13 protein-coding genes are annotated in these 15,282 nt (G+C 54.3%); 12 read left to right on the top strand and 1 reads right to left on the bottom strand.

Going from position 1 to position 15,282, the window contains the following annotated elements; translation table 11 throughout:
* Nucleotides 1-175: 175 nt before the first annotated feature.
* The 3 genes from ileS (at nucleotide 176) to MUB23_RS19790 (ending at nucleotide 6,819) form a co-directional block, all read left to right on the top strand.
* Nucleotides 176-3,292 carry an isoleucine--tRNA ligase gene (gene ileS / locus MUB23_RS06335; protein WP_244799531.1) on the top strand — a complete coding sequence of 1,039 codons (3,117 nt, stop codon included), beginning with the start codon at nucleotides 176-178 and terminating at the stop codon, nucleotides 3,290-3,292.
* Nucleotides 3,293-3,403: 111 nt separating this feature from the next.
* Nucleotides 3,404-5,857 carry a glycogen/starch/alpha-glucan phosphorylase gene (locus tag MUB23_RS06330; RefSeq protein ID WP_244799530.1) on the top strand — a complete coding sequence of 818 codons (2,454 nt, stop codon included), beginning with the start codon at nucleotides 3,404-3,406 and terminating at the stop codon, nucleotides 5,855-5,857.
* Nucleotides 5,858-6,045: 188 nt separating this feature from the next.
* A complete protein-coding gene (locus MUB23_RS19790; RefSeq protein WP_244799529.1) occupies nucleotides 6,046-6,819 on the top strand; it encodes a M23 family metallopeptidase in 774 nt (257 codons plus the stop codon).
* Nucleotides 6,820-6,878: 59 nt separating this feature from the next.
* Here the strand turns inward: MUB23_RS19790 and MUB23_RS06320 are convergent, their stop codons facing one another.
* Nucleotides 6,879-7,385: a CYTH domain-containing protein gene (locus MUB23_RS06320; RefSeq protein ID WP_244799528.1), complete on the bottom strand. Its 507-nt coding sequence runs from the start codon at nucleotides 7,383-7,385 to the stop codon at nucleotides 6,879-6,881.
* Between the two features lie 134 nt (nucleotides 7,386-7,519).
* Here MUB23_RS06320 and MUB23_RS06315 point away from each other — a divergent pair, with 134 nt between their 5' ends.
* The 9 genes from MUB23_RS06315 (at nucleotide 7,520) to pstC (ending at nucleotide 15,273) form a co-directional block, all read left to right on the top strand.
* On the top strand, nucleotides 7,520-9,196 hold the full coding sequence (locus tag MUB23_RS06315; protein ID WP_244799527.1) for a B12-binding domain-containing radical SAM protein: 1,677 nt from the start codon (nucleotides 7,520-7,522) through the stop codon (nucleotides 9,194-9,196).
* 103 nt (nucleotides 9,197-9,299) lie between these two features.
* On the top strand, nucleotides 9,300-9,575 hold the full coding sequence (locus tag MUB23_RS06310) for a GNAT family N-acetyltransferase (RefSeq protein ID WP_244799526.1): 276 nt from the start codon (nucleotides 9,300-9,302) through the stop codon (nucleotides 9,573-9,575).
* Nucleotides 9,576-9,578: 3 nt separating this feature from the next.
* Nucleotides 9,579-10,211 (top strand): endonuclease III, encoded by a 633-nt coding sequence (gene nth, locus MUB23_RS06305; RefSeq protein WP_244799525.1) that lies wholly within the window; start codon nucleotides 9,579-9,581, stop codon nucleotides 10,209-10,211.
* A 131-nt stretch (nucleotides 10,212-10,342) separates the two neighbouring features.
* Nucleotides 10,343-10,903, top strand: coding sequence for a hypothetical protein (locus MUB23_RS06300; RefSeq protein WP_244799524.1), 561 nt, complete (start codon nucleotides 10,343-10,345; stop codon nucleotides 10,901-10,903).
* Complete coding sequence (locus tag MUB23_RS06295) at nucleotides 10,900-11,382, top strand: Lrp/AsnC family transcriptional regulator (RefSeq protein ID WP_244799523.1); 483 nt, start codon at nucleotides 10,900-10,902, stop codon at nucleotides 11,380-11,382. Before MUB23_RS06300 ends, MUB23_RS06295 begins: the two co-directional genes overlap by 4 nt.
* Nucleotides 11,379-12,554: an aminotransferase class I/II-fold pyridoxal phosphate-dependent enzyme gene (locus MUB23_RS06290; protein WP_244799522.1), complete on the top strand. Its 1,176-nt coding sequence runs from the start codon at nucleotides 11,379-11,381 to the stop codon at nucleotides 12,552-12,554. The genes MUB23_RS06295 and MUB23_RS06290 overlap by 4 nt, the downstream gene beginning before the upstream one ends.
* Nucleotides 12,551-13,039, top strand: coding sequence for a tRNA (cytidine(34)-2'-O)-methyltransferase (locus MUB23_RS06285; RefSeq protein WP_244799518.1), 489 nt, complete (start codon nucleotides 12,551-12,553; stop codon nucleotides 13,037-13,039). The genes MUB23_RS06290 and MUB23_RS06285 overlap by 4 nt, the downstream gene beginning before the upstream one ends.
* Before the next feature lie 235 nt (nucleotides 13,040-13,274).
* The gene (locus tag MUB23_RS06280; RefSeq protein WP_244799507.1) at nucleotides 13,275-14,246 is read left to right on the top strand and encodes a phosphate ABC transporter substrate-binding protein; all 972 of its coding nucleotides are present in this window, start codon (nucleotides 13,275-13,277) and stop codon (nucleotides 14,244-14,246) included.
* 112 nt (nucleotides 14,247-14,358) lie between these two features.
* Nucleotides 14,359-15,273 (top strand): phosphate ABC transporter permease subunit PstC, encoded by a 915-nt coding sequence (pstC, locus tag MUB23_RS06275; RefSeq protein ID WP_244799502.1) that lies wholly within the window; start codon nucleotides 14,359-14,361, stop codon nucleotides 15,271-15,273.
* The last annotated feature ends 9 nt before the right edge of the window (nucleotides 15,274-15,282 follow it).

Below are 15,282 nucleotides of genomic sequence, written 5' to 3'. Positions count from 1 at the left end.
GTTTCTGACCGAAAGCCGGACGGCTGGTAGGCTCAGACGGTTTCTCCCGTTATCGAGAGCACATATCCCCGGATGGGCGTATGCAGCAAATAGGTGGTATAGCGAATGGCCTTCGTCCTGTTTGGGATGGAGGTTTTTGTGTATGGAGAGAATGGTCAAAGGAGGAGATCCACTCATGTATCAGAAAGTATCCACGGACATGAATTTTGTGGAACGGGAAAAGAAGGTTGAGAAGTTCTGGGAAGAAAACCATATCTTCCAGAAGAGTATGGAAATCCGGGAGGGCAGCCCGGAATATATGTTTTACGACGGACCGCCCACCGCGAACGGAAAGCCCCACATCGGACATGTCCTGACCCGCGTCATCAAGGACATGATTCCGCGCTACCGCACGATGAAGGGTTACAACGTGCCGAGAAAGGCCGGCTGGGATACCCACGGCCTGCCGGTGGAACTGGAAGTGGAAAAGCAGCTGGGCCTGGACGGCAAGGAGCAGATCGAGCAGTACGGCCTGGAGCCTTTCATCAAGAAATGCAAGGAAAGCGTCTGGAAATACAAGGGCATGTGGGAGGAATTTTCCAACAAGGTCGGATTCTGGGCCGATATGGAGAACCCTTACGTGACCTACCACAATGAATTTATTGAGTCCGAGTGGTGGGCGTTAAAGCAGATCTGGGACAAAGATCTTCTCTACAAAGGTTTTAAGATTGTTCCCTACTGCCCTCGCTGCGGCACCCCGCTTTCGAGCCACGAGGTGGCTCAGGGCTACAAGGACGTCAAGGAAAAATCCCTGATCGCCCGGTTCCGCGCGGCCGGCGAGGAGGACACCTATTTCCTGGCCTGGACTACGACCCCCTGGACCCTGCCCAGCAACGTGGCCCTCTGCGTGAATCCGAAGGAAACCTATGTCAAGGTGGAGAACGAGGGCAGGAAGTACATCCTGGCCGAGGCTCTCTGCGACAGTGTCCTGGAGGGCGAGTACAAGGTCCTGGAGACGTACGTCGGAAAGGATCTGGAATACCGCGAATACGAGCCGCTCTTCCCGTTCGCTAAGGTGAACAAGAGAGCGTTCTATGTGACCTGTGACACCTATGTCACCCTGACCGACGGCACCGGCATCGTTCATATCGCGCCTGCCTTCGGTGAGGACGACGCCAATGTGGGCCGCAATTACGGCCTGCCCTTTGTTCAGCTGGTGGATCCGAAAGGGCAGATGACAAAAGAAACCCCCTGGGCCGGTATGTTCTGCAAGGATGCCGACAAAGAGGTGATCAAGGCTTTACAGGAGTCCGGCCTTTTGTTCCGCGTGCTGGAATTTGAGCACAGCTATCCGCACTGCTGGCGCTGCGACACCCCGCTGCTCTACTATGCGAGAGATTCCTGGTTTATCAAGATGACCGCGGTGAAGGAAGATTTGATCCGCAACAACAATACGATCAACTGGATTCCGGAGAGCATCGGCAAGGGCCGTTTCGGCGACTGGCTGGAGAATGTCCAGGACTGGGGTATCAGCCGGAACCGTTACTGGGGCACGCCTCTTAATATCTGGCAGTGTGAGTGCGGACATCAGCATTCCATCGGCAGCATTGAAGAATTAAAGAGCATGTCGAAGAATTGCCCGGACAATATTGAGCTGCACCGCCCTTATATCGACGCAGTGACCATCACCTGCCCCAAGTGCGGAAAAGAGATGCACCGGGTGCCGGAGGTGATCGACTGCTGGTTTGATTCCGGAGCCATGCCGTTCGCCCAGTACCACTATCCTTTTGAAAACCAGGAGACCTTTAAGAAGAACTTCCCGGCTGCTTTTATCAGCGAAGCCGTGGACCAGACCCGCGGATGGTTCTACTCCCTGCTTGCCATCTCCACGCTGGTCTTCAATGAGGCTCCTTATAAGAATGTCATTGTCCTGGGCCACGTACAGGATGAAAACGGCCAGAAGATGAGCAAATCAAAGGGCAACGCCGTGGACCCGATGGAAGCTTTGGAGCAGTACGGCGCCGACGCGATCCGCTGGTATTTCTATGTCAACAGCGCCCCGTGGCTGCCCAACCGTTTCCACGGAAAAGCGGTCACCGAGGGACAGAGAAAGTTCATGGGAACCCTTTGGAATACCTACGCGTTCTTTGTTTTATATGCCAATATTGATGAATTTGACGCAACCAAGTATACCTTGGAATATGATAAATTGTGCGTCATGGATAAATGGCTGCTGTCCAAGCTGAACACCCTGACGAAGACCGTCGATGGTTGCCTTGACAATTACCAGATTCCGGAGAGCGCAAGAGCGCTGCAAAGTTTTGTCGATGATATGAGCAACTGGTATGTCCGCCGCAGCCGGGAGCGTTTCTGGGCAAAGGGCATGGAGCAGGATAAGATCAACGCCTATATGACGCTGTACACGGCTCTCGTGACGGTGGCCAAACTGGCCGCTCCGCTGGTGCCGTTCATCACGGAGGATATGTACCAGAACCTGGTGCGAAACATCGATCCGAAGGCTCCGGAGAGCGTCCATCTGTGCGACTATCCGGCCGTAAACGAAGAGTGGATTGACAAAAAGCTGGAAGCCGACATGGATGAGGTTTTAAAAATCGTGGTGCTCGGCCGCGCCTGCCGGAATGCGTCCAACATCAAAAACCGTCAGCCGATGGCCCAGATGTTTGTGAAGGCTCCGTTTGCGCTGGACAGCTTCTACACCGACATCATCCGCGAGGAGCTGAATGTTAAGAACGTGAAGTTTACCGAAGATGTCCGGGCGTTCACTTCCTACACCTTCAAGCCGCAGATGCGGACGCTGGGGCCGAAGTACGGCAAGCAGCTCAACGAGATCCGCACGCTTCTCTCCGAGATCGACGGCAATGCTGCCATGGATGAGCTGAATGAAACCGGGGAGCTAAAACTGACGATTTCCACCGGAAAGGCGGTCTTAGGTAAAGAGGACCTGCTGATCGATTCGGCGCAGACCGAGGGCTTTGTCTCCGAGGCGTCCGGCGAGATGACCGTCGTCATGGATACGGCGCTGACGCCTGAGCTTTTGGAGGAAGGATTCATCCGCGAGATCATCAGCAAGGTGCAGACCATGCGGAAGGAAGCTGGCTTTGAGGTCATGGACCATATTCGGATTTCCGCCGAGGGGAATGCGAAGATCGAAGATCTGCTGAAAAATCATAAGGAGGAAATTCTGCCGGAAGTATTGGCGGAGGATCTTGTATTTAACGACAAAATCGGTTATAGTAAAGAATGGAACATCAATGGCGAGAACGTAACGCTCGGCGTTGAAAAAATCGGATAAGACTGGGAATACAGCAATTGGGAGGGCTGTCTCGGATGAGCGTATCATCGGAAGGCAGCCTTCTTTTCCGTACTTGGCGGTACGGTATCGGTTACAGACATTGGAGGTGCCATGAACAAATATCAGTTTGACAAAGAAGTATTTCGCCGCCGGGTGATCGAGCTGGTGAAACTGAACTCAAAAGTAAAAATTGAAAACGCCAACCCGGAGCAGATCTATCTGGCTGTCGGCTATGCCGTAAAAGAACAGATCATCGACGCCTGGATTGACACGAAGCGGCTGACGGACGAACAGGGATGTAAGATGGTTTACTACCTTTCGATGGAATTTTTGATGGGCCGCGCTCTGGGAAACGATATCATCAATATCCAGGCGCTAAAAGAAGTGCAGGAGGTCCTGGAGGAATTCGGGGTGAATCTGAACCTGATCGAGGATCAGGAGCGGGACTGGGCTCTCGGAAACGGCGGACTCGGCCGTCTGGCCGCCTGCTTTTTAGATTCCTTAGCTACGCTGGGCTATCCGGCGTACGGCTGCGGGATCCGCTATAAATACGGAATGTTTAAGCAGCAGATCGAAAACGGCTTCCAGAAAGAGGTGCCGGATAATTGGCTCCGTCTGCCGAATCCTTTTGAGGTGCGCCGGGAAGAATATAAGAAGGAAATCAAGTTCGGCGGCTACACCCGCTGCGAGACCGGCCCCAACGGCCAGCCTCACTATGTACAGGAAGGCTGCCAGGCGGTGCTGGCCGTACCCTACGACCTGCCGGTGATCGGTTATGGGAACGGTGTGGTGGATACGCTTCGGATTTGGAGCGCCGAGCCGGTGGAAGATCTGGAGCTGAATGCTTTTAACCAGGGCGATTACCAGCGGGCGGCGGAACAGGAGAACCTGGCGGAGACCATCTGCAAGGTGCTCTATCCCTGCGACGAACACTATGCCGGAAAAGAACTGCGTCTGAAACAGCAGTATTTCTTCGTGTCGGCCACGGTTCAGCGGGCGGTGGAGCGGTATAAGGAGTCCGGCGGGGAGATCCATCGGCTTCCGGAGCGGGTCTGCTTCCAGATGAACGATACCCACCCGTCGATTGCAGTGGCGGAGCTGATGCGGATTCTCCTGGACGAAGAGTATCTGGGCTGGGATGAGGCATGGGAGATCACCACCAAGACCTGCGCGTACACCAACCATACGATCATGGCCGAGGCGCTGGAAAAATGGCCCATCGACCTGTTTTCCCGGCTGCTGCCGCGGGTGTATCAGATCGTGGATGAGATCAACCGGCGTTTTGTCGACGAGATCCGGGCGAAGTACCCGAATCAGCCGCAAAAGGTGAAGAACATGGCCGTGCTCTATGACGGGCAGGTGCGGATGGCCAACCTGGCCATTGTCGGCAGTTTTTCGGTCAACGGCGTGGCGAGACTGCACACGGAGATTTTGAAAACCCAGGAGCTCAGAGATTTCTATGAAATGATGCCCTGGAAATTTAACAATAAAACCAACGGCATTACGCAGCGCCGCTTCCTGCTCCACGGGAACCCTCTGCTGGCCGACTGGGTAACCAGGAAGATCGGCGACGGCTGGATCACAGACCTTTCCCAGATCAGGAAGCTGGCACCCCTGGCGGATGATCCGGCATGCCGGCAGGAATTCCGCATGATCAAATACCAGAACAAACTGCGTCTTTCGGAATACATTAAGGAAAACAACGGAATTGACGTGGATCCGGGGTCGATCTTTGACGTACAGGTGAAGAGGCTCCATGAATACAAACGCCAGCTTTTGAACATCCTGCATGTGATGTACCTTTACAATGAGCTGCGGGCCAATCCCGGCATGGATCTGACGCCCCGCACCTTCATTTTCGGCGCCAAGGCGGCCGCGGGCTATCAGGTGGCGAAGCTGACGATCAAATTGATCAATGCGGTGGCCAAGGTCGTGAACAACGATCCGTCAATCCACGGAAAACTCAAGGTGGTGTTTATCGAGGATTATCGGGTGTCCAACGCCGAGATCATCTTTGCGGCCAGCGATGTCAGTGAACAGATTTCCACGGCCAGCAAGGAAGCCAGCGGCACCGGGAACATGAAATTCATGCTGAACGGGGCGCTGACTCTTGGGACCATGGACGGCGCCAATGTGGAGATCGTCGAGGAGGTCGGCGCGGAGAACGCATTTATCTTCGGGCTCTCGGCCGAGGAGGTCATCCGCTATGAAAAAGAGGGCGGCTATGATCCGATGCAGATCTTTAACCAGGATGCTGGGATCCGCCAGGTGCTGATGCAGCTGATCAACGGATTTTATTCCCCGGAAAACCCAGAGCTATTCCGCCCGCTCTACAATTCCCTGTTGAACACCAAGAGCACGGCGAAGGCGGATACCTACTTTATTTTAAAGGATTTCCGCGCCTACGAGGCCGCGCAGAAACGCGTGGAGGCCGCTTACCGGGACCAGGAATGGTGGAGCCGCGCGGCGATCTTGAATGTGGCTCACTCCGGCAAGTTCTCTTCGGACCGGACCATTCAGGAATATGTGGATGAAATCTGGCATCTGAATAAAATCGAAATATAACAGAGATGGGCGGAGCTTCCGCCCGTTTTCTGATTCCGGGCAGCGCCGCGTTCTTGCGAGCCGGCAGGGGTTGGATGGAAACAAAGGAAAAGTCGAACGGGAAATGAATAACATTTCCGTAACATGTCAACACTATCCCTATCAACTTGTGAACAGTAAAAACAAGAAGTAAAGATAGGGGTGACGACGTGAATAAATTCAAAAGATTTTTCAATGGACGTTTGTTTTATTCTCTGGCGGTGGGGCTCTTAGCTGTTGGTATCGCGGCCACCGGCGCGATGCTGCTCAGCAAGGGTTCCGATGAGAATAAGGAAAATCAGTACCTGCCTATGGATGAATCTCCGGAACAGGTCGTGTACGGCACGAGCGAAGTTCCGCAGACCCAGTCCGCACCTACGGTCCCGCAGACTCAGGCTACCGACGCCGAGGAGCCGGTAGCGGCTCGCCCGACCAAGGAAGAGACGACGGAGGCGGAGCCGGAAACGGAAAAGCAGACCGAGCCGGAAACCGAAGAGACCACAGAAAAAGAAGTGGCTGCTCCGGTATTTTCCGAGGAAGATTCGCTGAAATGGCCCATCGAGGGCGAAATCCTACGGGAGTTCAGCATGGACACCACCGTGTTCTATCCGACTTTGGAAACCTATAAGGTCAGTCCGGCCATCCTGATTCAGGGAGAGCCCGACATGGAGGTTACGGCGGCTGCGTCCGGCGTGGTAAAAGAGATCAACAACAACGAAGAGATTGGCAACTATATTGTCCTGGATATGGGCGGCGGCTATGAAGCGACCTACGGCCAGCTGAAAACCGTCGATGTCTCCACCGGCGATACCGTCGAGGCCGGAGAGGTCATGGCTTCTCTGGACACTCCCACCAAATATTATGTGGTGGAGGGCTGTAACTTATACTTTGGCATGACCAAAGACGGGACGCCCGTGGATCCTCTGGATTATATGCACGAATAAAAAGAAAAGGCCTGGCACGTGACGGTGCCGGGCCTTTTTTGTATACGGCTCTGGCGATTTTAAAGTGTCTGAAGGGACGCTGAGGGAAACTGCGGCCCAAAAATCCCGGCCGCCTCTTCGGCGCTTTGGATCCCGCTCAGAAAGCTGTTGTGGAACCGGTGGTCGGCGGTGACGTCCTCTCCGAGCCAGGAAGGCGGGAGAAAGGTGAGGGCCTCCTCTTTCGTGGGAAATTCAACTTCTGCGATGACGAGTCCCGCAAGGATTCCCTCGAAAAGGTCCAGTTCCACCACATAGGGGGCGAGAGGAATTTTCACCCGCTTTTTTGTGATCTTATTTCCATCCGCCTTTTCCAGAAGATGTTCATAGGCATCCCGATTCAAGGGCAAATTATATTCTTCCCGAATCATTTTTCCGCGGCCTTTATAGGTCAGATAATAATCATCGTTCTGACGGCGCACCCGGACCACCGGGGAGGTGCACAGGTAAGCCTGCTCTAAGGAGAGGCGCTCATACTGTTCTAACTGTTCCGGCATTTCTTTGACCAGAAACTTTCTTTCAATTTCCATATTGATCCATTCCTTCCATCCTGGACGGTCATGACGATTTTTCGGACCGCCGGCGTATGTATTATAGCATCGGAGTTTTTTTCCCACAAGGGAAAGACTTGCCTTCTTTTCGCAAAAGCTATATAATAGGACACATGAAAATTTTGCTGGCTGCTATCAATGCGAAGTATATCCACTCCAATCCGGCGGTGCACAGCCTAAAAGCCTGTGCGGGAGCCGCGGCGGAATCGGTGGAAATCGCGGAATATACAATCAATCATCCGATATCCGAGGTAAGAGGGGACCTGTACCGCCGCCATCCGGATGTGCTGGCCTTTTCCTGCTACATTTGGAATATGCCCTATGTGGAGGAGCTGATTTTTGACCTGAAGCGGATGCTTCCGGAGACGGATATCTGGCTGGGAGGGCCGGAGGTCAGCTACGATGCGGAGAAGGTTCTCGAAAGATTGCCGGTCACCGGCGTGATGACAGGCCCAGGGGAGGCGGTTTTTGCCTGGCTTTCAAACCGCTACCGGGCGGGACGTTCCGCGCCGCCTGTACGGATCCTTCGAAGCGGGGAGTACGGAGTGATCCCCTTGTCGGAAATCCCCTTTTGGTATTCGGACGCGGACGGTTTTGAAAACCGGATCATTTATTATGAGAGCAGCAGGGGCTGTCCGTTTTCGTGCAGCTACTGCCTGTCTTCGATCGAGCGGGGGATGGATTTCCGCAGCCTGGCTCAGGTAGAGAAAGAGCTGTCCTTTTTCCTGGACCGGAAGGCGCCCCAGGTGAAGTTTATCGACCGGACCTTTAATTGCCGGAAGGATCATGCGCTGGCCATCTGGCGTTTTTTGCGGGATCATGACAACGGCGTGACCAATTTTCATTTTGAAATCGCGGCGGATCTGCTGGATTCTGAGATGATGGCGGTCTTAAAGGAAATGCGGCCGGGAGCCGTACAGCTGGAGATTGGCGTTCAGTCCACGAATCCGCGCACACTGAAAGAGATCCGGCGTCAGATGGATTTTTCCAAGGTCGCTGCCCTGGTCCGCGAGATCAATTCCTGGGGGAATATCCATCAGCATCTGGATTTAATCGCAGGTCTTCCCTATGAGGATTATCAAAGCTTCGGCCGGTCTTTTGACGAAGTGTATGCCCTGCGGCCGGAACAGCTGCAGCTGGGCTTTCTGAAAGTGCTGAAAGGCTCTTACATGGAGGAAAAGGCGGCGGAATATGGGATTCTGGCCACGAGAAAACCACCCTATGAGGTCCTTATGACCAACTGGCTCTCCTGCGAGGAGGTTCTTCGCCTGAAAGAAATCGAAGAAGTCCTGGAACTTTATTACAACAGCGGCCAGTTTTCTTATTCGTTGGAGGAACTGGAAGGCCAGTTTGCCGGCCCTTTCGCCATGTATGAAGCCTTGGCCGGATATTACCGGGAACACGGACTCTTTGTTTTACAGCCGTCCCGCATCCGGAAATATGAAATCCTGTTGGAGTTTTTCCGCACGGCCGCGCCGGAGAGAGAAGAAGGGTTCCGGATGCGTCTGTTGGTGGATTGCTATGCCAGGGAAAATTTGAAAAGCCGTCCGTCCTTTGGCAGGGACCTGTCCCCTTATCGGGATCGGATCAGACGTTTTCTTGCCAGGGAGGCGGAGACCCATAAACTGCTTCCCCACTATGAAGACTGCGGGGCCAAGGAGCTGGCGCGGGCGGTTCATACGGAAGTTTTTCATACGGAAACCGGGGAGACGCGGCTGCTGATATTTGATTACCGGCGCCGCAGCCCCTTGACGAATAATGCGAAAATTCTGTCCTGCCCATTGGACTGACGGACCGGAAAATCGCAGGATTGCGGAGCAATCGCGGACCCGCCCGGAAGCGGCGGAAAAGTTGGCCTGCCCAGAGGGGCGGCGCGAAGGAAAGGAGCGAATCATGGAATTTATTTATGAGGCACATCGCATTTATGCAGAGGCGGAAGACGGCGAACTGTTGGCGGAAATCGATTTTCCGGAGGTTGCGCCCGGCGTGGTGGACTTGAATCATACCTTTGTGTCCGACAAGCTGAGAGGCCAGGGCGTGGCCGGAAAGCTGATGGCTGCAGCCATCGCCCGGATCGAGGAACAGGGATGGAAGACGCGCACTTCTTGCAGCTATGCCAAAGGCTGGATGGAAAAACATCCGGAAAAGGCAGCAAATCTGGAAGCATAAGCCATGACCACGAAAGAACGGGTGGCGGAGGTCCTGCGGCGTATGGACGCCGAGTATGGGATGGAATACCGCTGTTATCTGAATTATGAGACACCCTGGCAGCTTTTAATTGCCGTGATGCTGAGCGCCCAATGCACCGATGCCCGAGTAAACATCGTGACAAAGGATTTATTTCGGAAATACGACACGCTGGAGAAATTTGCAAATGCAGATCTGGCGGAGCTGGAACAGGATATCCACTCCACCGGGTTTTACCATAATAAAGCGAAGAACATCATTTCCTGCGCGAAGGATTTGGTGGAGAAATACGGCGGGGAAGTGCCGGGTACCCTAGAGGAGCTGACCGGGCTTGCCGGCGTGGGCCGCAAGACGGCCAATGTGATCCGGGGCAATATTTACAATGATCCTAGTATCGTGGTGGATACCCATGTGAAGCGGATCTCAAAAAAGCTGGGTTTTACCGGCGAGGACGATCCGGTGAAAGTGGAGTTTGATCTGATGGAGGTCATTCCAAAGGACCACTGGATTCTTTATAACATTCATATCATTACGCTGGGCCGCAGTATCTGCACGGCGCGGAAACCGGACTGCGGAAACTGCTTCCTGAAGGACGTCTGCCCTTCCGCAAAGGCCTGAGCCAGAAAGGAAGAAATTATGTTTAATTTTAAAGATAAGAAGTCAAAAAGAGGGATTGTCTGGGTCATCGTCGGCCTGCTGGTGCTCTGTATGGTGGTGCCGCTTTTGAGCGGTATTTTGACCCTGTTTTAATGGATATCGTGATGACCGGATCGGCCGGAGATCTGGGCGGCGCGCTTTTGGCGGGCCGCTTTGAAGAAAAGCTTTTTCAGCGCTTTCCGGCGTATTTTGTAAAACAGGCGAAACTAGTTCCGGAAAAACCGGCCGCGGTTACCGGCTATTTGGCCGCGGTTCCCATCGGGCCGGGCGGCGTTTTCGGCGCGCTCTGGCGGCTGGGAGAGGCGGCGGAGACCGGGCTCTATGTGGAGCTTTCACGGATTCCTGTGAAACAGGAGACCGTTGAGATCTGCGAGCTTTTGGATGTGACACCGTATGGGCTGCTGTCCGGCGGGCTGCTGTATATAACGGAAAATGGAAATTGGCTGCCGGGGACTGTGATCGGCCGCACGGATCCGGGAAAGAGGCGCGTCGTCGTAAGCGAGGAGGGGACGCGGTATCTGACCAAGCCTCAGCCGGACGAATTGGTTCGGTTCGGCTGGGATCCGGAGTCTGATTTGTGGACGCAGGATTTGGCAAGGGGGTATGAGGCTGTCTGCCTCAGGCAGGCCACAGCCGGAAAGGAGCAACAATGAGAGAAAAAATTCTGACGATTTTGGAAAAGAACGCACGGATCACGGCGCGGGATCTGGCAATCCTACTGGGGGAAACCGAAGAGGCCGTCTCGGCAGAGATTGCGGCGATGGAAAAAGAAAAGGTGATCGGCGGCTACCACACGCTGATCAACTGGGACAAGACCGGAACCGATAAAGTGACCGCCCTGATCGAAGTGAAGGTTACCCCTCAGAGGGGAATGGGCTTCGACAGCATTGCCGGGCAGATCTATAACTATCCGGAGGTTCAGGCAGTCTATCTGATGTCCGGAGCCTTTGATTTTACGGTGATCTTGGAAGGGAAAACCATGCGGGAGGTGGCCCAGTTCGTCGCGGATAAGCTGAGCCCCATGGAGGCGGTCTTAAGCACCTCCACCCATTTTGTGCTGAAGAAATATAAGGATCACGGAACCGTGCTGGCCGAGGAAGCCAAGGATGAAAGGATGTTGGTAATGCCATGAGAAATTTTTTAGCGGATAAAGTTGTTGAGCTTGCGCCGTCCGGCATCAGGAAATTTTTTGATATCGTCAGCGAGATGCCCGACGCGATCTCCCTCGGCGTCGGGGAACCGGATTTTGACACGCCCTGGCATGTCCGGGAAGAGGGGATCTATTCCTTGAAGAAAGGCCGCACGTTTTATACGTCCAACAGCGGCCTGATGCCTCTTCGGGAGGAGATAGGCCGGTACTTGAAGCGGCGGATTCATACGGGATATGATCCGTCAAAGGAAGTCTTGATCACGGTGGGCGGAAGCGAGGCCATCGACCTGGCTCTGCGGGCCATGCTGAACCCTGGGGATGAGGTTTTGATTCCGGAGCCCAGCTATGTGTCCTATCTGCCCTGCGCCTTACTTGCCGACGGCAAGCCGGTGGTGATCGAGCTGCAGGAGAAAAATCAATTTAAGCTGACGAGGGAAGAACTGCTGGCAGCCATCACGCCGAAGACGAAAGTTTTGATCCTGCCCTTCCCCAACAACCCGACCGGAGCTGTGATGGACCGGGAGGAGCTTTTAGCATTGACGGATGTCCTGATTGAGAAAGATGTTTTTGTGCTGTCCGATGAGATTTACTCGGAGCTTTCCTATCACGGGGAGCACACCAGTATCGCTTCCCTGCCGGGGATGCGGGAGCGGACGCTGGTGATCAACGGATTCTCCAAGGCCTATGCCATGACCGGATGGCGGCTGGGCTATGCGGCAGGACCTGCGTTTCTAATCGAGCAGATGACGAAGATTCATCAGTATACGATTATGTGCGCGCCGACCAACAGCCAGTATGCGGCCATCGAGGCCATGAAGAACGGGGATCGGGATATCGAGGAAATGCGGGAATCCTATGACCAGCGCCGGAGGTATCTGCTGCGCCGGTTCGAGGAGATGGGCCTTCCCTGCTTTGAGCCCCACGGCGCTTTTTACTGTTTCCCGAATATCAAGCGGTTTGGGATGACCAGTGAAGAGTTTGCCAACCGGTTCCTGAAAGAGGAGAAGGTGGCCGTTGTGCCGGGGACGGCGTTCGGCGGGTCCGGTGAAGGATTCCTGCGGGTCTCCTACGCCTATTCCCTCGACAGCCTCCGGGAAGCTTTGGACCGGCTGGAGCGCTTCGTGAAGCGGCTGGATCAGGAGCAGCAGGCATGAACGTCGTATTGCACCAGCCGGAAATGCCGGCCAATACCGGAAATATCGGGCGTACCTGCACGGCGACCGGGACCAGGCTTCACCTGATCTGTCCGCTGGGGTTCCGTCTGGATGAAAAAAGCTTAAAGCGGGCGGGGCTCGATTACTGGAAGGAACTGGACGTCACGGTTTATGACAACTTTGAAGATTTCTTGGAGAAAAATCCCGGCGCGAAGATTTATATGGCGACCACCAAGGCGGAGCAGGTCTACACCGAGGTGGAGTACGAGCCGGACTGCTTCTTGATGTTCGGCAAAGAGAGCGCAGGGATACCGGAAGAGATCCTGGTAAATTATAAGGAGACGGCGATTCGGATTCCGATGAATGAGGAAATCCGGTCTTTGAACCTCTCTAATTCAGTGGCGATTGTGCTCTATGAAGCGTTGCGGCAGCAGAACTTCGCAGGGATGCAGAGAGAAGGGAAGCTGCACCGGCTGCATTGGTAAGAAAAGCGGGCGGTGCGAAAGGGGAGAAGCCGGATCTTTTGGGACTGGGAACGGATTTTTCCCGGCGGATTAGAAGAGAAGAGAACGATTTTAATTTTTCGCAGGATTTATCGAGGATAAATCCTGCGTTTTTTTACATAAATCTAACATAACCATCCTCTGATTTTTACAAGACCTTGCTAAAATGCGTCTTGTAAAAGAGAAAAAGTTGAAAAAGAAAAGAGGAGAATGTGTTATGAAAAGAAAGACAGCAGCAATTTTAATGAGCGCACTGATGGCGGCTTCCGCTCTGGCGGGATGCGGCACCAATGAACAGACCACAACGACGGCAAAAACCACGGCGGCAAAAACCACGGCGGCCGGATCCACGACAGCCGGGGCATCGACCGGCGCGGCAAATACCACCGCGAACCAGGCGGGCGCTGATTTGAGCGGAACGATCACAGCGGCAGGCTCTTCCGCCTTAAAACCTCTCGCAGATGACGCGGCGGAGGCCTTCAATCAAAAATATCCGGACGTTTCCATCACCATCGATGCCGGCGGATCCGGCGAGGGATTAAAGCAGGTGGCCGAGGGCACCGTCAACATCGGGAACTCCGATGTGACGGCCGAAGAAAAACTGGACGCGGCCCAGTGCACGGATCTGGTGGATCATCCGGTCTGCGTGATTACCATGGCCCCCATTGTCAATCCGGATGTCAAGGACGGCGGCGTGACCAGCCTGACCAAAGAGCAGCTGATCGGAATCTTTACCGGAACAATCAAAAACTGGAGCGAGGTCGGCGGACCGGACGAGGAAATTGTCCTGATTACGCGTCCGGAATCCTCCGGAACCCGCGCCACTTTCCAGAAATATGCCCTCGACGGCAACAAGGAAGCCTCCAATGTATCCATGGAGACCGATGATTCCGGCGTTCTGCTCCAGAATGTAAAGGACACGAAGGGCGCGATCGGCTACGTGGCTCTTTCCTACCTGGTCGGCGACCCCGGTGTTGCCACCATCGCCATCGACGGTGTGGAGCCTACGCTTGAGAACACATATAACGGAACTTATCCGGTTTGGACCTTTGAACATATGTACACCAAAGGCGAGCCGGACGCGGTGACCAAGGCATTTCTCGACTACATCATGTCCGAAGAATACGGCGGCCAGATGGAAGCCCTGGGATACGGCGTTTCCTCCAAGATGACCAAGACGGAACACTAAAACAGGAAAGGGATCCAAAAAGGAAGGCGGGCGTCGGAAAACGGCCGCCTTCCGATTCCATCGGAAATATCGGTGGGGCAAGATCCTTTTTTCCTTGTACCTGGGAGGAAAGATGAATAAAAACAAAGAAAAGAGCATGTTTGCCAAAGAATATTTCTGGCGCAGCCTGATGACCGCCGGCGGGCTTTTTGTCATTTTGCTGACCATCGTCATCGGTGCTTTTCTGGTCTATAAAGGGTCCGCCACATTTACGGTTTTCGGCCATTCCCTTTGGGAATTTATCGGCACCGCCGAGTGGGCGCCGGAGGACAGCATGGCGGGGGGAGGAGCGGTTGGATCTTTAATCTTTCTCGTGGGATCCCTGACGACCTGCCTGCTGGCCCTGATCATTGCAACGCCGTTTTCCCTGGGGACCGCGATCTTTATGACAGATATTTCCCCAAAATTCGGGGAGCGGTTTTACCGACCGGTGGTGGAAATCTTTGCCGGGATCCCGTCGGTGGTGTACGGCTGGGTCGGCCTGACCGTACTGGTGCCTGCGATCAAGACGGTGTTTGACCGGCAGGTGGGACATTCGGTCCTGGCCGCCGGGATTGTGCTGGCGGTGATGATTTTTCCGACGATCACCAGCGTATCGGCGGATGCGATCCGCTCTGTCCCCCAGGACTGCCGGATGGCGGCCTACGGTCTTGGCTCCACCAGATGGCAGGCGATCTACCGTGTGGTGATACCAGCTGCAAAGCCAGGGATTCTGTCCGGTGTTATCTTAGGGTTGGCGCGGGCGTTTGGAGAGGCTTTGGCTGTGGCCATGGTCATCGGCCAGACAACGGCACTTCCCACCAGTATCTTTTCTACGACCAAGACATTGACCACCGAGATTGCCGCCCAGATGGGAAACGCGATGGAAGGCGGAGAAACCAAGTCGGCGCTGTGGTCCATGGCATTACTGCTGTTTCTCATCTCGCTGTTTTTCATTTTCCTGATTCACCATTTCTCCAAACAGCGGGAGTATGCGGCAAAACAGTAGGAAGGAGTA

Origin of the sequence: Cuneatibacter sp. NSJ-177 (assembly GCF_022867805.1) — a bacterium.
In the GTDB taxonomy this organism is placed as follows: Bacteria; Bacillota; Clostridia; order Lachnospirales; family Lachnospiraceae; genus Pseudolachnospira.
Note: the sequence above shows the minus strand (reverse complement) of the source record. Positions and strands in the feature narration are given on the sequence as shown.